14 protein-coding genes are annotated in these 18,323 nt (G+C 65.4%); 7 read left to right on the top strand and 7 right to left on the bottom strand.

Annotated features, from left to right (window positions below; genetic code table 11):
* Window positions 1-35 precede the first annotated feature (35 nt).
* Window positions 36-2,321, top strand: a complete 2,286-nt coding sequence (locus tag ACHAC9_RS04065) for a CHASE domain-containing protein (RefSeq protein ID WP_435757406.1) — start codon at window positions 36-38, stop codon at window positions 2,319-2,321.
* A 9-nt stretch (window positions 2,322-2,330) separates the two neighbouring features.
* Here ACHAC9_RS04065 and ACHAC9_RS04070 read toward each other — a convergent pair whose 3' ends face one another.
* Entirely contained in the window at window positions 2,331-3,299 is a 969-nt protein-coding gene (locus ACHAC9_RS04070; RefSeq protein ID WP_435757407.1) for a homocysteine S-methyltransferase family protein, read from the bottom strand.
* A 226-nt stretch (window positions 3,300-3,525) separates the two neighbouring features.
* On the opposite strand from ACHAC9_RS04070, the gene ACHAC9_RS04075 reads away from it, so the two are divergent.
* A complete protein-coding gene (locus ACHAC9_RS04075; RefSeq protein ID WP_435757409.1) occupies window positions 3,526-4,806 on the top strand; it encodes a cytochrome P450 in 1,281 nt (426 codons plus the stop codon).
* Window positions 4,807-4,821: 15 nt separating this feature from the next.
* Here ACHAC9_RS04075 and ACHAC9_RS04080 read toward each other — a convergent pair whose 3' ends face one another.
* Window positions 4,822-6,756, bottom strand: a complete 1,935-nt coding sequence (locus ACHAC9_RS04080) for a diguanylate cyclase domain-containing protein (protein ID WP_435757411.1) — start codon at window positions 6,754-6,756, stop codon at window positions 4,822-4,824.
* Window positions 6,757-7,029: 273 nt separating this feature from the next.
* On the opposite strand from ACHAC9_RS04080, the gene ACHAC9_RS04085 reads away from it, so the two are divergent.
* Complete coding sequence (locus ACHAC9_RS04085) at window positions 7,030-7,998, top strand: MBL fold metallo-hydrolase (RefSeq protein ID WP_435757413.1); 969 nt, start codon at window positions 7,030-7,032, stop codon at window positions 7,996-7,998.
* Window positions 7,999-8,007: 9 nt separating this feature from the next.
* Here the strand turns inward: ACHAC9_RS04085 and ACHAC9_RS04090 are convergent, their stop codons facing one another.
* Entirely contained in the window at window positions 8,008-9,144 is a 1,137-nt protein-coding gene (locus tag ACHAC9_RS04090; protein WP_435757415.1) for a diguanylate cyclase, read from the bottom strand.
* Between the two features lie 267 nt (window positions 9,145-9,411).
* Between ACHAC9_RS04090 and ACHAC9_RS04095 the strand changes: the two genes are divergently transcribed.
* The 3 genes from ACHAC9_RS04095 (at window position 9,412) to ACHAC9_RS04105 (ending at window position 12,994) form a co-directional block, all read left to right on the top strand.
* Complete coding sequence (locus ACHAC9_RS04095; RefSeq protein ID WP_435757417.1) at window positions 9,412-10,575, top strand: HAF repeat-containing protein; 1,164 nt, start codon at window positions 9,412-9,414, stop codon at window positions 10,573-10,575.
* Between the two features lie 82 nt (window positions 10,576-10,657).
* The gene (locus ACHAC9_RS04100; protein ID WP_435757419.1) at window positions 10,658-11,734 is read left to right on the top strand and encodes an HAF repeat-containing protein; all 1,077 of its coding nucleotides are present in this window, start codon (window positions 10,658-10,660) and stop codon (window positions 11,732-11,734) included.
* A gap of 174 nt (window positions 11,735-11,908) precedes the next feature.
* A complete protein-coding gene (locus tag ACHAC9_RS04105; protein ID WP_435757421.1) occupies window positions 11,909-12,994 on the top strand; it encodes an HAF repeat-containing protein in 1,086 nt (361 codons plus the stop codon).
* A gap of 62 nt (window positions 12,995-13,056) precedes the next feature.
* Here ACHAC9_RS04105 and ACHAC9_RS04110 read toward each other — a convergent pair whose 3' ends face one another.
* From ACHAC9_RS04110 to ACHAC9_RS04125, 4 genes are all read right to left on the bottom strand, one after another.
* Window positions 13,057-14,565, bottom strand: coding sequence for a tripartite tricarboxylate transporter permease (locus tag ACHAC9_RS04110; protein WP_435757423.1), 1,509 nt, complete (start codon window positions 14,563-14,565; stop codon window positions 13,057-13,059).
* 12 nt (window positions 14,566-14,577) lie between these two features.
* Window positions 14,578-15,120 carry a tripartite tricarboxylate transporter TctB family protein gene (locus ACHAC9_RS04115; protein ID WP_435757424.1) on the bottom strand — a complete coding sequence of 181 codons (543 nt, stop codon included), beginning with the start codon at window positions 15,118-15,120 and terminating at the stop codon, window positions 14,578-14,580.
* A gap of 10 nt (window positions 15,121-15,130) precedes the next feature.
* The gene (locus ACHAC9_RS04120; RefSeq protein ID WP_435757426.1) at window positions 15,131-16,135 is read right to left on the bottom strand and encodes a Bug family tripartite tricarboxylate transporter substrate binding protein; all 1,005 of its coding nucleotides are present in this window, start codon (window positions 16,133-16,135) and stop codon (window positions 15,131-15,133) included.
* Between the two features lie 70 nt (window positions 16,136-16,205).
* Complete coding sequence (locus ACHAC9_RS04125; protein WP_435757428.1) at window positions 16,206-17,429, bottom strand: pyridoxal-phosphate-dependent aminotransferase family protein; 1,224 nt, start codon at window positions 17,427-17,429, stop codon at window positions 16,206-16,208.
* Window positions 17,430-17,593: 164 nt separating this feature from the next.
* Between ACHAC9_RS04125 and ACHAC9_RS04130 the strand changes: the two genes are divergently transcribed.
* The gene (locus ACHAC9_RS04130) at window positions 17,594-18,301 is read left to right on the top strand and encodes a GntR family transcriptional regulator (RefSeq protein WP_435757430.1); all 708 of its coding nucleotides are present in this window, start codon (window positions 17,594-17,596) and stop codon (window positions 18,299-18,301) included.
* Window positions 18,302-18,323: the final 22 nt, after the last annotated feature.

Consider the following 18,323-nt stretch of genomic DNA (forward strand, 5'->3'; position numbering starts at 1 on the left):
CTGCCGCCCAGCGGCCGCAAAGCGACCCCGACTACATGCCGCATCCAGACCCCGACGAGACCATCCCCATTCCGGGCGCACCCGAGCGCCAGGGGTGGGGACCCCTGATACTCACCGGCCTGGTACTGCTCGTATCGCTCTGCATTACCTGGAATGCATGGAATAGCGCGCGGCGCGATGCGGCAGCCGACCTCGCGGCCCAGTTCGACTACCGCGCGCGCGACCTCGTCAACACGACGGTGCGCCGGATGGGCGTCTACGAGCAGGTGCTGCGCGGCGCACGGGGCTTCGTGCGCGGCAGTGTCGACATCGACCGCCGCGATTTCGCCGAGTATTTTCGGACCCAGAATCTGCAGGAACATTTCCCCGGCATCCAGGCGCTCGGCATTGCCAGCATCATCCCGGGCCGACAGCTGGCGGCGCACGAAGCGGCCCTGCGCGCGCAGGGCTTTCGCAGCTACGAGGTGCACCCGCAACCGACTGGCAGCGTCGCCACCTCGATCACCCATATCGAACCTTTCACCGGGAGCAACTTGCGCGCCTTCGGCTTCGACATGTACAGCGAACCGGTGCGCCGCGCCGCGATGGAGGCCGCGCGCGACAGCGGCGGCGCCGCCCTGTCGGGCAAGGTGGTGCTGGTGCAGGAAGGCCGCGACGCCCAGCCCGGCTTGCTGATGTATGTGCCGGTCTACCGCAAGGACGAGCCGGTCGGCGCCATCGAACAGCGCCGCGCCGCGATCGCCGGCTGGGTATATGCGCCGTTCCGGATGGCCGACCTGATGCGCGGCATCGGCGGCGCCCACGCGGACGACCTGCAGGTGGCGCTCTACGATGGCGCGCGTGCCGATCCGGAAGCCCTGCTGTTTCAGTCGCAGGACGCCGTCGCCTGGCGCCAGCCGCTGTACCGCCAGACGGTGCCGCTGACCATTTCCGGCCGCCCCTGGCTGGTCGATATCGCCTCCTCGCCCTCCTTCGAGGCGCGCCTCGACACGCGCCGGCCGCAGGTGATCGCGGCCACCGGCATCAGCCTGGGCTTCCTGCTGAGCGTGGTGGTCTGGCTGCTGGCCAGCGAACGGCGCCGCGCCGTGCGGCTGGCGCGCGCGATGACGCTCGAGCTGCGCCAGTCCTACGAGCGCATCGACGCCGAGCGCATGCGCATGGACCTGATCCTGCAAAATACCTACGACGCCTTCATCGCCATCGATGCGGGCGGGCGCATCACCGACTGGAACCCGCGCGCCGTGCAGCAGTTCGGCTGGACGTGCGAAGAAGCGCTGGGACGCGAGATCGGCGAACTCCTGGTGCCGCCGGAACAGCGCGTGCCCGGCGAACGCGGTTTCGCGCAATTTACGCAGGCCGGCGAGCCGCTCGTGATCGGCGAGCCGTCCGAGGTGGTGGCGCGCCACCGCGACGGCCACCCCGTGCCCGTGGAAATCGTGGTCGCCGCCCTGCCCGTCGAGGTCGGCTACGGGGCCAGCGCTTTCTTGCGCGACATTACCCCGCGGCGCGAAGCCGAGGCGCGCGAGGAGCTGCGCAAGCAGGGCCTGATCGAGGCGCGCATGGCGCTGGCACGCGCGCAAAAGCTCGAGGCGGTCGGCAAGCTCACCGGCGGCGTGGCACACGACTTCAACAACATCCTGCACATCATCAGCGCCAACGTGCAACTGATGCAGCGGTCGGCCAACAACAGCGAGAAGCGCCTGCGCGGCATCCTCGACGCGGTCGACCGGGGCACGAAACTGTCTTCCCAGCTGCTGGCCTTCGCGCGGCGCCAGCCCCTGCACCCGAGCCTGGTCGACATCGGTATCCTGCTCGATCGCATGGACAGCCTGCTGCAGCGCGCCGCCGGCGAAGCGGTCGCGATCGATCTGGCGGGTACAAACGGCCTGTGGAACACGCTGGTCGATCCGAACCAGCTGGAAAACGTCCTGCTCAACCTCGTCATCAATGCGCGCGACGCCATGGGCGGCGCGGGCAAGGTGACGATCGCGCTGGAAAACCGTACGATCGATGAGGCCTTCGCTGCCTCCGACTCGGAACTGACGCCTGGCGACTATGTGCTGATCGCCGTCGCCGACAGCGGCGAAGGCATGTCGCCGGAGGTGATGGAGCGTGCCTTCGAACCCTTCTTCAGCACCAAACCCGAAGGCAAGGGAACGGGCCTCGGCCTGTCGATGGCACACGGTTTCGTGCGCCAGAGCGGCGGCCACATCCGCATCGCCAGCGTGCCCGGCGAAGGCACGACCATCAGCATCTACCTGCCGCGCGCGACTGCGCAGGCGGACGCGGCCGCGCCTCCTGCGACACCGGCGACGCATTAAGCGAGCCCGTCACGGCGACGGCCCGGCGCGCGCCGCCCTTCCGGTAAGGTGCCGTGCAATCGACGCGATATGGCGCTCGTCCGTGCCGCAGCATCCACCGACCACATTCATGTGCGGCAAAGTCTTGTGCAGCGCAAGGTATTCTTCGCCCAGCGTTTCCGGGTTTCCATCGTCGAGTTCGGTCGACTCGTCGAGTTCGGCGTGACTGCGGTGCGAGGCGTTCGCGCGCAGCCCGTGCAGGCGCTCGCGCCAGGGACCTTTCTCGGCCAATGCCGGCTCAAAATGGCTTGGATGCATGCAATTGACCATGTAATAGGCGGCATAGCTGCCGGTCTCGGCATCGGTCCGCAGGATCGCTTCCGACAAGGCGTCGCCCGATGGCAGGCGGCCATCGGTTTCCAAGGTAAAAGAAATGGCAACCGGCATCTCGCAAGCCGCGGCGGCGTCGACGATGCCGATCGCTTCGTCGGGATAGGTCATCGTGAAGGCGGATACCATGTCGGCCTCGGTGCCGGAAAAGGTGGCGATTTGCGCGAGGTGGTAGTCGTGCGCGGCGGCGACACACATGCGGTGGCCGGCCCGGTAGCCGTCGCCGCGCGGGCCCAGGTTACCGCTGATGACGATCGGCGTGGCCGGGGTATCGTAGGCCGCGCGTACGTCGGCCAGCAGTGCCACCGCGTCCCGGTTGGCGTCGGCCAGCCGGAGGGCGTCGTAACCGAGCGCCTGGCCCCAGTCCGGGTTGGCGCGCCAGGTCGGGGTGTCGAGTACCAGCCCGGTGCCCTGCGACTGGGCCAGGCGGGCATATCCTTCGAAGTAATTGCGCAGCGCCTCGCGGCCGTGCTCGTCCTGCAGCAGCACGAAGGAGGCAAACGAAGGCAGCGTGAAACCCTGCTGGAACAAGAGCACCGTTTCCAGGCCGGCGTCGGCCAGGAACAGGCGGCCGGCGAGCTGGGGCAAGCGCTTGCGGTAAGGACTCATGAAATCTCCTGATCAAACCGGCGAACCATCGGCACCGGCTACAGGCTTGGAACGCGCCGGGAGCGTTCCGGTTCCCGCCGCGCCGCGGCGCGCGCCTGATGCGCCACAAGACGCCCGGCCACGGGCGTGCATTGTTGTGTAAAACACGACAAGCCTGCCCTGCGGACGCCAACGCACATTCGGAACACGTCCCCTCTGGCACACTCGGGTTAAAAGGAGACCACTCATGAACGCGCCCCATTCCACCGCCCTGCCCGTGCACCGCGCCATCCCCCAGGCGCCCGGTGTCGACAACACGACCGCGCTGCTCGGCGAAGGCTACCGTTTTATCGGCAACCGCTGCGACGAACTCGGTTCGGACATGTTCAGCACGCGCCTGATGCTGCGCCGCGTGGTCTGCGTGCGCGGCGAGGCGGCGGCGCGCATGTTCTACCAGCCGGGACGCTTCACGCGCCAGCGCGCGATTCCGCCGACCGCGCTGGCCCTGCTGCAAGGCCATGGCAGCGCGCACATGCAGGATGGCGCGATGCACCGGGTCCGCAAGGCGATGCTGATGTCGCTGCACACGCCCGAGTCGCGCGCGCGCCTGGTCGCCCTGGCCGAGCGCGAGTGGCGCGTGCGCTTTGAACGCTGGCCGCGCCAGCGGCGGCAGGTATTGATCCAGGAAGCGCAGGCGGTGCTCTGCCGCGCCGCCTGTGCATGGGCCGGCGTGCCACTGGCGAGCGTCGAAGAGGAAGTGCTGCGCACCGCGGAATTCTCCGCCATGATCGACGGCGCCGGCGCCGTGGGCCCGCGCAACTGGCTCGGCAAGTCGCTGCGCCGCCATACCGAACAATGGGCGCGCGAACACATCCTGGCCGTGCGCGCCGGCCGTCCGACCGACCCGGCCAGCCCGCTGGCCGTCATCGCCTTTCACCGGGACGCCGACGGTGAAGTGCTGTCGAATGCCGATGCCACGGTCGAACTGCTGAACCTGCTGCGCCCGGTGGTGGCGGTGGCGCGCTACATCGTCTTCGGGGCGCTTGCCATGCACGCGTACCCGGAGTGGCGCGCGCGCCTGGCGAGCGGCGACGATACCGCGCTGGACATGTTCGTCGAGGAAGTGCGGCGCTACTATCCCTTCTTCCCGGCCATCGGCGGACGTGCGAATGGCCCGTTCGAATGGAACGGAGTGCGCTTCGACAAGGGCGACTGGGTTTTGCTGGACGTGTATGGCACCAACCATCACCGGGGCACCTGGCCGGACGCCGAACTGTTCCGGCCGGAACGCTTCGCGGGCCGGCAAGGCAGCGGCTTCGATGTCATCCCGCAAGGCGGCGGCGATCCGGCCCTGGGCCACCGCTGCCCGGGAGAAGCGGTCACGGTCGAGCTCACCAAATCGGCGCTGCGCCTGCTTGCGGCCGAGATCGACTACAAGGTGCCGCAGCAGGATCTGGACGTCAGCCTGGCACGCATGCCCGCCATGCCGGCCAGCGGCTTCGTGATCCAGGGCGTGCGGCCGGCCTGACGCGCCCTGTGGGCCTCAGGCGTCGCCGCGCCCGATCGAGGGTCCGGCGCCGCTGCGCTCGCTTGCGGCGTGCTCGACCACGCGCGCGCCGCCATGCAGCTTCGCTTCGTACATGGCGGCATCGGCGCAGCGCAGCAGGCTGTCGGTGTCGAGCGCGCAATCCGGATACACGGCCACACCCAGGCTGGCCGAGATGGTCACGCTGAAACCTTCGGTCATGAAGGGCCGGCTCAGGTCGCGCAAAATGTCCTCGGCGACCTTTTTCGCGTCGCCAGGGCTGGCCACCCGTGGCAGCAGTACGACGAATTCGTCGCCGCCCAGGCGGGCCAGCGTGTCGGACGCGCGCAGCGTGCCGCCCAAGCGCGTGGCGATTTGCTGCAGCAGCACGTCGCCGACGGCGTGGCCATAGCTGTCGTTGACGGGCTTGAACTTGTCGAGGTCGAAGAAGATGACGGCCAGCTTGACCTCTTCGCGCTGGGCGGCCAGCAGCGCCTGGCGCAGGCGGTCGCCGAACAGCAGGCGGTTCGGCAAACCGGTCAGCATGTCGTGGTGCGCCAGGTGGCGGATCTTGTCTTCCTGCAATTTGCGGGCATCGATATCGGCGACGGTGCCGACGATGCGCAGCGGCTGCCCGGTAGCGTCGCGTTCGGCCACTTGCCCGCGCGCCAGGATCCAGCGCCAGTTGCCGTTGCCCAGGCGGGTGCGGTACTGCGCCGTGTAGTCGGGTGTCGTGCCGTCCAGGTGGGCGTCGAGCGCATCCAGCACGGCGGCCGTGTCTTCCGGGTGCGCCATGTCGCGGAAGGCGTTGCGGTCGAAGGGCAACAGCGTACCCCCGGCATCGACGATGCCCTGGGCGCTCGGCGACAGGGTCACCAGGCCGGTGCCGAAACTATAGTCCCAGACACCGTCGCCACTCGCGTTCAGTGCCAGTTTCCAGCGCGCTTCGGCGGCCGCCAGCGAGGCAAGGGCGCCTCGGCGGTGGTCGGCTGCGACGGCCGCGGCCCAGCCGGCCAGCGCCAGCAGCAGCGACACGACCAGGCCGGTATAGACCAGCAATTGTTTTTGTTGCGCATAGCGCGCACTGGCATCGATCACCGACTGGCCGACATTCACCACCAGCCCATATTCGGCCAGCGTGCGCCAGCCGTAATGGCGCTCGACACCGTCGAGCCTGCTGACGCGCCGGAAGCTGCCGCCGGCCCCGCTGCCCGGCGCATACGGAAAGCCGGTCAACAGTTTGCCGCTGTCGCGCACGGTCAGGTCCTGGGTCGTACGGGCGACCACGATGCCGTCGGAACGCACCAGTGCGATGGAGGCGTCGGCACCGAGATCGATCGTGCTGTAGAAACGCGAAAAATAGGTCGGCGCGACGCCTGCGACGATTACCCCGACCACTTTGCCTTGCGCGTCGAGGATGGGTCGCGAAAATTGCACCGTCCACTGTCCCGACAGCCGCCCCTTCAGCGGTTTGCCGATAAACAGGCGATCGTCCGGCGCGCCGCGCAGGTGCGTATTCACGTGCTCGCGGTCGTTCAGGTCGAGGTAGCGCGGCACCCCGGCGATACTCGAAAACACCAGCCGCCCTTCAATGTCGGTGACCACGATGTCGACATGCAGCCGGCCGCCCAGGTGCTTGTTGAGCTCGGTCACGATGGTGTTGAAGTGCTCGGGATGATGCAACCAGCTCAGGCGCAATTGGCTCAGCGACAGATCGATCGTGACAATACTCGAGCGTATTTCCTCGGCAAACGCATGGGCCAGATTCCTGACGTTGCGGCTGCTCTCGCCGCGCGCGATATTGTCGAGCTGTACGCGCTCATGCGCCACGACCAGCCATACCAGCGGCAGCGCGAGGATCAGGAATACGACGAGCCTGCGCAGCACGCTGGCCCGGAGGTAGGCGCCGGCATCGCGCCAGGGACGCAGGGAAAAAGTGGTTCGAAGAGACATCGGCCGGGGAGACCCGGCATTGAGCGCGCCGGCTTGACAACGAGTTGACGAAAAATTAATCATCAAATTCTACCGTTGAGATATATGTACGACAAGCAAAAACCAACAAGTGTTGTTTGTAGGCATCGTCCTACAGTGCAATTGATGAAATTTTATTTCCCATAAGGCAAGATCGTGAAATTTTCTTTCACTGTCGGGGCACCCTAATTTGCTCGGCAATTGTCCGCCGCGTTCGTCCAGTTCACGCATAATCGAAGGAGGAGGACCGACACGATGGAACTGCAATTTCTGGGCACCTCTTCCGGTACGCCGAGCCGCGCACGCAACGTATCGGGCCTGGCGCTGCGGGCGACGGGATCGAAACACTGGTACCTGATCGACTGCGGCGAAGGCACGCAGCACCGCATCCTGCGCACCCACTACTCGCCGATCGGCCTGCGCGCGATCTTCATTACCCATATCCACGGCGACCATTGCTACGGGCTGCCCGGATTGCTGGCCAGTGCGGGCTTGCTCAACCGGACTGAGCCGCTGCTGATCGCCGGACCGCCCGCGGTGGAACGCTTCGTGCGCGGCGTCATGGAAAGCACCGAACTGCGCCTGCCCTATTCTCTCGAATTCGCCGCCATCGAACCGGGCTGGACGATCGGCACGCTGCCGGATTTTCGAGTCGAAGCCACCGAACTGTCGCACCGTGTGCCCTCCTTCGCGTTTACCTTCGTCGAGAAAGCCGTCGAGCGCCGGCTCGATACGGCCAAGCTCGAGCGCGACGGAATCGTTTCCGGCCCCGGCTGGGGCCAGCTCCAGCGCGGCGAAGACCTTGATTTACCCGACTGCCGGGTGGCGCGCAGTGCCGACTACCTATTGCCGGGACGGCGACAGCGCAAGATCATCGTCGCCGGCGACAACGACACCCCCGATCTGCTTTCCGCGCAGGCCCAGGACGCCCAGGTACTGGTGCACGAAGCAACATATACCGAAGCGGTGCTGCAGAAGGTCGGCCCCGGCCCGCAGCACAGTTCGGCGCGTGCCACGGCTGCCTTCGCGCAAGACGCGGGGGTTCCGAATTTGGTCCTGACGCATTTCAGTCCGCGCTACCAGCAGGTGGGCAATGGGCCGTCGATGGCCGACGTCGAGGCCGAGGCGCGCTTGGCTTACGAGGGAAATTTGTTTCTGGCGAGTGATTTGCAGCGGTATGCGCTGGACAGGCATGGCAGGCTCGACTTGCTGCCTGATGCCTGAGGCGGACGTTCAGGCCAGCTGCAGCGACTCGATCCGGTCGCGCCCGTTGCGCTTGGCCTGGTACATCAGCTCGTCGGCAGCCGAAATCAGCCGGCGCAGCGGAGTATCGAAGGCCAGCGGTGCGAGGTCGAGGGTGGCGACGCCGAAGCTGGCCGTGGCGCGCAGCCGCGTGGCACCGTCGTTCGACACGACTTCGGTCGCGGCAAACGTGACGCGCAGGCGTTCGGCCAACCGAATGCCGCCGGCCAGGTCCGTACCCGGCAGGACGATCAAGAATTCCTCTCCGCCATAACGCACCACGGTGTCGACCCCTTCGCGTATTGCCGCCTGCAGGATGCGCGCAAAGCCGCGCAAGACCATGTCGCCGTCGCCATGTCCATGGGTATCGTTGATGCGCTTGAAATGATCGATGTCGCACAGGACCACGGTCAGGCTGTTGGTGTCGGGCGCGGCGCTGCTGCGTTGGTCGCTCATCAACTGCTCGTGCAGGTAGCGGCGGTTGAAACAGCCCGTCAGGTGGTCGCGCTCGGCCGCATGTTTCAGCACCGACCAGGAGCGGTACTCCTCGCGCGACACGTGGTTGAAACGGCGCGCGGCCAGGAACCCGAAGGTATTCACCAGCACCAGCAGCATCCCCATCGTCAATGTATCTGCATACGACATCTGGCTGTACTTGTCGGCCAGCGCGACGAAGGCCACCGACGCGCCAACGGCCAGGATCGACGCATAGCGCAGGCGATTCGGGATATACAGGTAGACCACCACCAGCATGATCGCCAGCGACATCGCGTGCCAGTGGAATTCGGCCGGTCGCAGCACCGAGATGAGCATGAAGCTCGCCAGCGCCACGCTTTCGGCGATCGACGCCGCAATGCGCGTGCCGCGCACCGACATGGCGCGGCGATACGCCAGCCAGGCGCAGCTGCCGGCCGTGACCGCCACCAGGATGCGCGCCGCCAGCAGGGCTTGCGTATCCGGTCCCCAGCCCAGCGCGGCGACGTCGGTAGCGAAAAAGCCGAGGTAAAAGACGGTGCAAAACACCAGGGTGAAGCCCAGCAAGGACTGGGTCTGGTCCTGCTTGTGTTTCAGGAATGCGTCTTCGTTCGACGCACGCACGAACTCGCCGGTCAGCGAATTGATTTCCATGGGAAGTAACTCCAGCGCCCTGGGCTCTTGCTGATGAGAATGCCATTGTGCCAGTAATGTGGACCATAAGAAATCACACATTCTCACTTTTGGTAGTTTATGCAAAAAACATCGTCTCGCAGGCCACGCGCAGGCGGATCGAATCGGCATCCGGCGCCAGCTCGCCCCCTCCCATTGTGCAGTGCCAAACCCACCCCACGCTGACGGCGTACCTTGAGTGACGAGCACGCGATTACGCCCAAGCCTTTGTTTCTTAAGGAGATTATCATGTCGACCCGAAAGTGTTTCGCCGCAATCCTGTTGACCTGCGCGTTCAGCCTGGCGAACGCTGCCTGGGCCTATCCCGAGTACCGCGTCACAGTGGTCGGGCCCGTCAACAGCGCGGCAACCGACATTAACAGTAGCGGCGCCGTCGTCGGCACCTATCCGTTCAGCCCCACGTCGATCCACGGCTTTCTGAACCGGGGCAAGGGCCTGGTCGACCTGAGCACGCTGGGCGGCAGGTCCAGTAATGCCGTGGCCATCAACGACAAGGGCGAGGTGCTCGGCAACTGGACCACGAACGGCGGCCAGCAACGCGGCTTCATCTACGCCTATGGCAGGCAGCGCGACATCGGCATCGTTCCTGGCAGGTTCACCACCTACACCGACATCAACAATGCCGGGTATGTCACCGCCATCGGCGCCGCCGCGGGCCTGGACGGTTCGCGCAGCTTCCTGCGCTCGCCGACCGGCAATTTCACGGAGATCGGCAAGCTGCCTTTCGAGGAGCCGACCCTCACCCACGCCCTGGCGCTGAACAACCGGAATCAGATCGCCGGCGAGTCCGGACCGCTCACCTTCCCGGACCAGCCGCTGCGCGCCTTCATCTGGAACAAGGGTGTGATCCGCGACCTGGGCGACCTGGGCGACACCCCGAACGGCGGTACGGCCATCAACGACCGCGGCCAGGTCACCGGCTTCGCGGCGCTCCAGACCGGGTTCCGTGACCGCGCGGCCTTCGTGTACAGCAATGGCCGCCTGGTCGACATCGACCGCCGGCCTGTTACCGAGGACCGGGACAGCGCAGGCACCGGCATCAACAATTGCGGCGACGTTGTCGGCACCAGCAACCACCTGTCCGGCTTCATCTACCGCGGCAAGCGGATGCAGAGCCTGAACGCGCTGATCGATCCGAAGCTGGGCTGGGACATCAGTGCGCCGCAGGCGATCAACGATGCCGGGCAGATTGCAGCTACCGCCTTCCGCAATGGCGTGCAGTACGCCGTGCGGCTGGACCTGATCCGCCCAAGTGCCGTGACGGCGCCGGCGGTGGAGCTGGATGCGGAAATTGCTGCGGCCTCGGCCGTTTCACCGGCAGTAGCGGCGGCGAATGCCACGGCCCACGCCGAGGCGCAGGCGCGCGAGGTGGCGCGGCCGGTGAAGCAGTGAAAAACCAGCCCAGGTGGCGGGCCCGATGCGGCGGCCGGATGCCATTGCCTTGCCCGGCCGCCGTCAACTTCTGGAGAATCTAATGCGAGCACCTCAAAGTATGACGCTGTTCCTGCTGTCGCTCACCTTCGGCATGGCGAGTGCCGCCCCCGCCTATCCCGAATACCGGGTTACGGTGGTGGCGCCCGCCAACAGCGAAGCCACCGACATCAACAGTGCAGGCGTGGTTGTCGGCACCTATCGGGTCAGCGCCGCCTCCACCCGCGGCTTCCTCAACCGCGGCAAGGGCCTGGTCGACCTGGGCACACTGAACGGCAGCTCGAGCAGCGCCGCCGCCATCAACGACAAGGGCGAGGTGCTCGGCAACTGGACCACCAGGGGTGGCCAGCAGCACGGCTTCATCTACACCAAGGGCAAGCAGCGCGACATCGGCGCCATTCGCGGCAGGATCACCCGCTACACCGACATCAATAATGCCGGCTATATCACCGCGAAAGGCGACTCGCGATTCGCCCCGGACGGTTCCCGTGGCTACCTGCGTGACTCGAGTGGCAAATTCAGGGACATCGGCAACCTGGACGTCCCGGACTGGGAAGGCACACCGACCCTGAACACCGCCCTGGCACTCAACAACCGCAACGGGGTCACCGGAGAGTCCGGTCCCTACTCGCAGCCCGACCAGCCGCTGCGCGCCTACACCTGGACCAAAGGGGTCATGCGCGACCTGGGCGACTTCGGCTGGGCACCGAACGGCGGCGTGGCCATCAACGACCGCGGCCAGATCACCGGCCACATGTCGGTGCCGACGGGCTTTCGCAGCCGGGTCGCCTTCATCTACAGCAATGGCCGCCTGATCAACATCGACGGGCGCCCTGCCAAGGTCGAGGACAGGTCAAGCGCGGGCGCCGGCATCAACAATCATGGCCACGTCGTCGGCAGCAGCGACCACTTGTCCGGCTTTGTTTATCGCGGCAAACGGATGCAGAGTCTGAATGCGCTGATCGACCCGGCGCCGGGCTGGAACATCGTTGCGCCGCGGGCGATCAACGATGCGGGGCAGATTGCGGCGACGGCGTATCGCAAGGGGGTGGCGTATGCGGTGCGGCTGGACCTGATTCGGCCAAACCTGTTGGCGGCGCCGGAACTGGAGGCGGACTGAGGAGCAGCAGCGAAAAAAGGACCGGCAATTGGCGCGGTGAATGCTGTGCGCCTGTGCGTTGAACGAACCGACGAGCGCAGATGTCTACCGTACCAAAAGTCACCCCGATGGCGGGTTTCCATTCCGGCGGGCGCCATCGCATTGCCCAGCCGTCCGCAACTTCTGGAGGTTCTCATGCAAGTACGCAATCGCATCTCGCTGTTGGCGCTGTCGCTCACGTTCGGCCTGGCCAATGCGTCCCCGGGCTACGCCGAATACCGCGTCACCATCGTCGGCCCCGCCAACAGCGCGCCCACCGGCATCAACAGTGCCGGCGCCGTTGTCGGCAACTATCCGACCAGTTCCACCACCTTCCGCAGCTTCGTCAACTGGGGCAAGGGCGCGGTGCCCCTGGGGACCCTGGGCGGCACGTCCACCTTCGTGGTGGGCATCAACGACAAGGGCCAGGTACTGGGCAACTGGACGAACTCCGGCGGCGAGCAGCGCGGCTTTGTGTACTACAAGGGCACACGGCGCGACATCGGCACCATTCCGGGCCGCGCCACCCGCTACGTCGACATCAACAATGCCGGGTATATACTCGCCGCCGGTGGCCCGCCCCCATCGGACCCCTTCGGGCCCTCCCCGTTCGGCTTCCTGCGCTCGCCAGGCGGTACGTTCCAGAACATCGGCACGCTCCCGTTCCCGAACGCCATCACCCAGGTCGAGGCACTCAACAACCGCAACCAGGTCACCGGCGAGTCGGGCACCTTCCTGCTCCCGGAGCTGCCGTTCCACGCCTTTGTCTGGCGCGCCGGCGTGATGCGCAACCTGGGCAACTTCGGCTTCACGCCCAACTATGGCCTGGACATCAACGACCGCGGCCAGGTTGCCGGCTACACGGCGACCGGGACCTTCCGCGAAGCGCTGGCCACCGTATTCAGCAAAGGCCGCCCGGTCAGGATCGACACGCGTCCACCGGGCACCTACCGGTTCAGCGTCGGTGATGCCATCAACAACCATGGCCACGTGGTCGGCTCGAGCAATCACCTGGGCGCCTACCTCTATCGCGGCAAGCGGATGCAGAGCCTGAATGCGCTGATCGATCCGAAGTCGGGGTGGAACATCACATTCCCCCGGGCGATCAACGATGCGGGGCAGATTGCAGCGAATGGTTTCAGGGGCGGCGTGGAGTACACGGTGCGGCTGGATCTGATTCGGCCGCATGCCTTGGGGGCGCCGCACCTGGAAGATGAAGGGGCGGATGCGGCGGCGCAGTAAGGCGGTGAATCAAGGAGGGGTCGGTTGGCGCGGCGATGAGGTGTAGCGCCGCGCCACCCAGTTCATGTGGCCGCTGCGGCCCGCGGGAAGAAGCGCTCCCGCAGCGACCCAAACAGCGACCAGCCCAGTCCGGCCACGGCCAGCGTCATGATGGTGCCGACCAGCCCGTTCGCCCAGAAAATACCGAGTCCGCCACGCGAGGCCAGCATGCTCTGGCGGAACGCGTCCTCGGCCCGGTCCCCCAGCACCAGCGCCAGCACCAGCGGCGCCAGTGGATAGTCCAGTTTCTTGAACACGTAGCCGACGATACCGAAGGCCAGCATCAGCCAGATGTCGAACTGCGCGTTATGCACCGTGAAGGCGCCGATGGCGCAGATCACCAGGATTGCCGGGGCGATGATCGAGAAGGGAATGCGCAGGATCGCGGCAAACAGCGGCACCGTCGCCAGCACGATGATCAGGCCCGAGATATTCCCAAGATACATACTGGCAATCAGTCCCCACACGAAATCCTTCTGCTCGACGAACAGCAGCGGACCTGGCTGCAAGCCCCAGATCATCAGGCCGCCGAGCAGCACCGCGGCGGTGGCCGAGCCAGGGATGCCCAGCGCCAGCATCGGCAGCAAGGCGCTGGTGCCGGCCGCATGTGCCGCCGTTTCCGGTGCCAGTACGCCGGCGACGTTGCCCTTGCCGAAGCTGTCCTGGTCGCGGGCAAACTTCTTGGCCACGCCATAGCCCATGAACGAGGCTGCCGTGGCGCCGCCCGGCGTGATCCCCATCCAGCAGCCGATTGCCGACGAACGCAGCAAGGTGGCGAAGTGACGCGGCAAGCTGGCCCAGGTCTTGAACACCACCTTCAGGTCGATCTTGCCGTTCTTGCCGCGGAAGGCCAGGCCTTCTTCGATGGTCATCAGGATTTCGCTGATGCCGAACAGGCCGATCACCGCCACCAGGAAGTCGAAGCCGCGCAGCAGCACCGGAGCGCCAAAGGTCATCCGCAGTTGCCCGGAAATGGTATCGAGGCCCACCGCCGCCAGCACGAAGCCGACGCACATGGCGATGACGATCTTCGCCTTCGCTTCCTTGCCCATGCCGATGAAACTGGCAAACGTGAGGAAATACACCGCAAAGAATTCGGGCGGCCCGAACCTAAGCGCGAACTTGGCCACCAGCGGCGCCAGGAAAGTGATCATCAGCACGCCGGCGAGTGCGCCGATGAACGAACCGGTGAAGGCGCTGGTCAGCGCTTCGCCCGCCCTGCCCTGCTGCGCCATCGGGTAACCGTCGAAAGTGGTGGCTACCGACCATGCCTCGCCCGGAATATTGAACAGGATCGAGGTGATGGCGCCGCCGAACAGCGCGCCCCAATAGATACACGACAGCAGGATGATCGCCGAGGTCGGGTTCATCGTAAACGTCAGCGGTAGCAGGATCGCCACGCCATTCGGGCCGCCGAGCCCCGGCAGCACCCCGACCACGATGCCAAGCAGAATGCCGACGACCATCAGCCCGGTGTTCTGCCACGACAGGACGGTCGAAAAACCCTGTAGCAGCGCATTGAAGTCATCCATGTGGAGATCCGATCAGTAACCGAACAAGCGTTCGAGCGGCCCTTTGGGGAGCGGCACCGTGAACATGATTTCAAAAATCCAGAACAGGGCAAGGCTGACGCTCACTCCCGTGATGGCCGACCTGGTCGGGCTGAGCTTGCCGACCAGCCACATGAAGATGCTGATGAACAGGGCCGATGCCACGTAAATGCCGATGAACTGGACCGCCGAGATATACACGATCAGCGGCAGCAGCACGGTCGCTACCAGCTTGAGCTGGTTATGCTCGATGAACGCGGAGCCGTCGTTCTTGCGCAGCGCCTGGACCACGACCACGATGCTGGCCAACAGGATGGCAAGGCCCATGCGCAGCGGAAAATATCCCGCCTCCGGACCATCCTCGGCCCAGCCGGCGCCCAGCTGGTAGTTGCTCACGATGGCCAGCAGCGCGAAGGCCGCGACCACGATGCCGACCGCAATCTCGGCAGTGCGTTTGGTGATGACGGCCGCCGATGGCGCCACGCTGCCGTGGATGTCTTCCTGGGTGCTCGGCTGCTTGCTCTGCTGGTTGCTCATAAGGTGCGCCTTACGGTGCCACGAAACCGGCAGCCTTCATGATCTGGCGGTGGTTCTGTTCGTCCTTGCCCATATAGGCGCGCAGCTCCTCGCCCACCATCATGGTCGACTTCAGGGCGTTCTTTGCCACGTACTCTTTCCACTCAGGCGTCGCCACGACCTTCTGCAGCAATTCGGTGTAGAACTTGGTCACCTCCGGCGCGACCTTGCCAGGCAACATGAAGACGCGCAGCATCTGGTACTGCACATCCAGGCCCGTCTCCTTGCAGGTCGGCACGTCGGCCCAGCTCTGGGTCGCGGTCACCTTTTCGGTATAGGTGCTGCGCTTGTCGGCAAACAGGCACAGCGGGCGATGCTGGCCGGCGCGCCATTGCGATATCGATTCGGACGGATTATTCGGGTTCGAATCGATATGCTTGCCCGACAGCTGGGTGGCCGCCTCGCCGCCGCCTTTGTACGGGATGTAGACGAACTTGACGCCCGCCGCTTTTTCCACCAGCGCGGTGATGATGTGGTCTTCGCGCTTGGAGCTGGTGCCCCCCATCTTGTACTTCGATGGATTCTTCTTCACCTCGGCCAGATACTCGAGCGGCGTCTTGTACGGCGTTTCGCTGTTGACCCAGAAGACGAATTCGTCCTGCGCCACCATCGCCACCGGCGTCAGGTCGCGCCAGTTGAACGGCAGCCCGGTTGCCAGCGGCACCGTGTACAGGCCGGACGAGGAGACCACGATCCGGTGCGGGTCGCCCGGCGTACTCTTGATGTCGAGCAGGCCTTCCGCTCCGCTGGCGCCGGCCTTGTTCTGCACCACGATCGGCTGCTTGAGCAGCTTGTTTTTTGCGATGATGCCCTGGATAGAGCGCGCCATATTGTCGGTGGCGCCACCGGCGCTGAACGGCACGATGAACTCGACCGATTTGCTGGGCTCCCATGGGGCCGCGGCGGCGTGACCTGTGCAGAGGGCCAAGGCCGTGATGGCGAGCGAATGCTTGAGCTTGAAGTTGGGGCTGTTCATGAACTGTCTCCTGTTCGGCGGTGGCCGTTGTTATTGTCTGCTGCGACGATTGGGATGCCGGTGCTGCGGTTCACGCCGCCTTTTGCAGTGCGGCGCCGGGCACGGACTCCTGGAGCGAGCGCATCGCCGCCGCCACCCCACCGGCCTGGTGCGGCACGCCGGCCAGCGCCAGGCCCATCTCCACCCCGGCCAGCGTTCCCATCAGCGTCAGGTCGTTGAAATCGCCCAGGTGCCCGATGCGGAATACCCAACCGCTCAGCTTGCTCAAGCCCTGGCCAAGCGACATATTGAAATTCGTCAGGATGAGCTTGCGCAGCGCATCGGCGTTGCAGCGCTCGCCATTCGCGCCATGCGGCATGACCACCGCCGTCAGTACGTTGCTGTACTCAGCCGGGTCCTGGCAAAGGATCTCCAGGCCCCAGGCGCGCACGCACTGGCGGGTTGCCTCGGCATGGCGCCCGTGGCGCGCGAACACGTTCTGCATGCCTTCATCAAGCAGCATGTCGCAGGCTTCCGACAAGCCGTACAACAGGTTGGTCGCGGGGGTATAGGGCCAGAAGCCGTTCTTGTTGGCTTCAATGATCTCGTCCCAGGCCCAGAACGCGCGCGGCAGCTTTGCTGTGCGCGAGGCGGCAAGCGCCTTTTGCGATACCGCGTTGAAGGACAGGCCCGGCGGCAGCATCAATCCCTTTTGCGAGCCGGCCACGGTGACGTCCACGCCCCATTCGTCGTGGCGGTAATCGAGCGAGCCGAGCGAGGAAATCGTGTCGACCAGCAGCAGCGCAGGGTGGCCGGCCTTGTCGATGGCGCGGCGCACGGCGGCGATATCGGACGTGACGCCGGTCGAGGTCTCGTTATGCACGACGCAGACAGCCTTGATCTGGTGGCCCGTGTCTTCCAGCAGGCGCGCTTCGATCCGCGCCGGATCGGCGCCGCGGCGCCAGTCGTCGCCGATGAATTCGGGTTCCAACGCGAGCCGCTCGGCCAGCTTCTTCCACAGGGTGGCGAAGTGGCCGGTCTCGTACATCAGCACCGTGTCGCCGGGGGACAGCGTATTGACCAGCGCCGCCTCCCATGCGCCGGTGCCGGAAGCCGGATAGATCACCACCGGCTGTTCGGTCTGGAAGACCTGGCCGATCTCGCCCAGGATTTTTTTACCGAGCTGCTGGAACTCCGGACCGCGGTGATCGATGGTGGGGTAGTCCATGGCCCGCAGGATGCGGTCGGGGACGTTGGTCGGGCCGGGGATCTGCAGGAAATGCCGTCCGGACGGGTGAGAATTGAGCTTCAACATTGCAACTCCTTGGTAGGGACGCAGTCAAATGAATTCAAGCGGCGAGTAAGTTTGCATACAATATACTTAAAATTTTCGTAGTCAAGAAAATATCGTGCTGCGTTGCAGTAGCGGCCCTGGAAGAATAATATCGACCTAAAAATAAATCGTATACAATATATTTCATGATGCGCGAACCAACACTCCCACCCCCAGCCCGTGCGGCCGTGATCGACCGTCAGGGCCTGGCTTCCGCCGTCACCGTGCGACTGCGCGACATGATCATCGAGGGCACCCTCGCGCCCGGCACCCGGCTGGGCGAACGGGTGCTGTGCGAACAGCTGATGGTCTCGCGCACGCCGCTGCGCGAAGCGTTCAAGGTACTGGCCGGCGAAGGCCTGATCGAACTGCTGCCCAACCGCGGCGCCCAGGTGGCGGAATTGTCGGTGGCCGACATCGAGCAGACCTTCGAGGTGCTGGGCGCACTCGAGGCGCTGTCCGGCCAGCTGGCGTGCGAACGCATCCTCGATGACGAAGTGGTCGAGATCCGCGCGCTGCATTACGAAATGCAGGCGGCGCATGCGCGGCGCGACCTGGCGACCTACTACAAGATCAACCACGAAATTCATGACCGCATCAACGCCAGTGCCCGCAACGCGGTGCTGACGAGCACTTACCTGCACCTGAACGCGCGTATCCAGAACCTGCGCTTTCGTTCCAATTTCAACCAGGACAAGTGGGACGCGGCGATGAAGGAGCACAGCCTCATGCTGGACGCGCTCGAACGGCGCGACGGCCCTGCCCTGCACGCGATCCTCGAACGCCACCTTCTCTCCAAGCGCGCCACGGTTGTGGCCGACCTGCGCGCATCGAAAGCCCCACAGGAACCCTAGCCCCCATGAATGCACCCGCCGC

The organism is Massilia sp. CMS3.1, assembly GCF_051262535.1.
Lineage (GTDB): Bacteria > Pseudomonadota > Gammaproteobacteria > Burkholderiales > Burkholderiaceae_D > Telluria.

Excerpts from the sequence above, each read along its gene's own strand:
- ACHAC9_RS04065 (WP_435757406.1), top strand. The coding sequence starts at position 36 with ATGCCGCATCCAGACCCCGACGAGACCATCCCCATTCCGGGCGCACCC.
- ACHAC9_RS04070 (WP_435757407.1), bottom strand. The coding sequence starts at position 3,299 with ATGAGTCCTTACCGCAAGCGCTTGCCCCAGCTCGCCGGCCGCCTGTTC.
- ACHAC9_RS04075 (WP_435757409.1), top strand. The coding sequence starts at position 3,526 with ATGAACGCGCCCCATTCCACCGCCCTGCCCGTGCACCGCGCCATCCCC.
- ACHAC9_RS04080 (WP_435757411.1), bottom strand. The coding sequence starts at position 6,756 with ATGTCTCTTCGAACCACTTTTTCCCTGCGTCCCTGGCGCGATGCCGGC.
- ACHAC9_RS04085 (WP_435757413.1), top strand. The coding sequence starts at position 7,030 with ATGGAACTGCAATTTCTGGGCACCTCTTCCGGTACGCCGAGCCGCGCA.
- ACHAC9_RS04090 (WP_435757415.1), bottom strand. The coding sequence starts at position 9,144 with ATGGAAATCAATTCGCTGACCGGCGAGTTCGTGCGTGCGTCGAACGAA.
- ACHAC9_RS04095 (WP_435757417.1), top strand. The coding sequence starts at position 9,412 with ATGTCGACCCGAAAGTGTTTCGCCGCAATCCTGTTGACCTGCGCGTTC.
- ACHAC9_RS04100 (WP_435757419.1), top strand. The coding sequence starts at position 10,658 with ATGCGAGCACCTCAAAGTATGACGCTGTTCCTGCTGTCGCTCACCTTC.
- ACHAC9_RS04105 (WP_435757421.1), top strand. The coding sequence starts at position 11,909 with ATGCAAGTACGCAATCGCATCTCGCTGTTGGCGCTGTCGCTCACGTTC.
- ACHAC9_RS04110 (WP_435757423.1), bottom strand. The coding sequence starts at position 14,565 with ATGGATGACTTCAATGCGCTGCTACAGGGTTTTTCGACCGTCCTGTCG.
- ACHAC9_RS04115 (WP_435757424.1), bottom strand. The coding sequence starts at position 15,120 with ATGAGCAACCAGCAGAGCAAGCAGCCGAGCACCCAGGAAGACATCCAC.
- ACHAC9_RS04120 (WP_435757426.1), bottom strand. The coding sequence starts at position 16,135 with ATGAACAGCCCCAACTTCAAGCTCAAGCATTCGCTCGCCATCACGGCC.
- ACHAC9_RS04125 (WP_435757428.1), bottom strand. The coding sequence starts at position 17,429 with ATGTTGAAGCTCAATTCTCACCCGTCCGGACGGCATTTCCTGCAGATC.
- ACHAC9_RS04130 (WP_435757430.1), top strand. The coding sequence starts at position 17,594 with ATGATGCGCGAACCAACACTCCCACCCCCAGCCCGTGCGGCCGTGATC.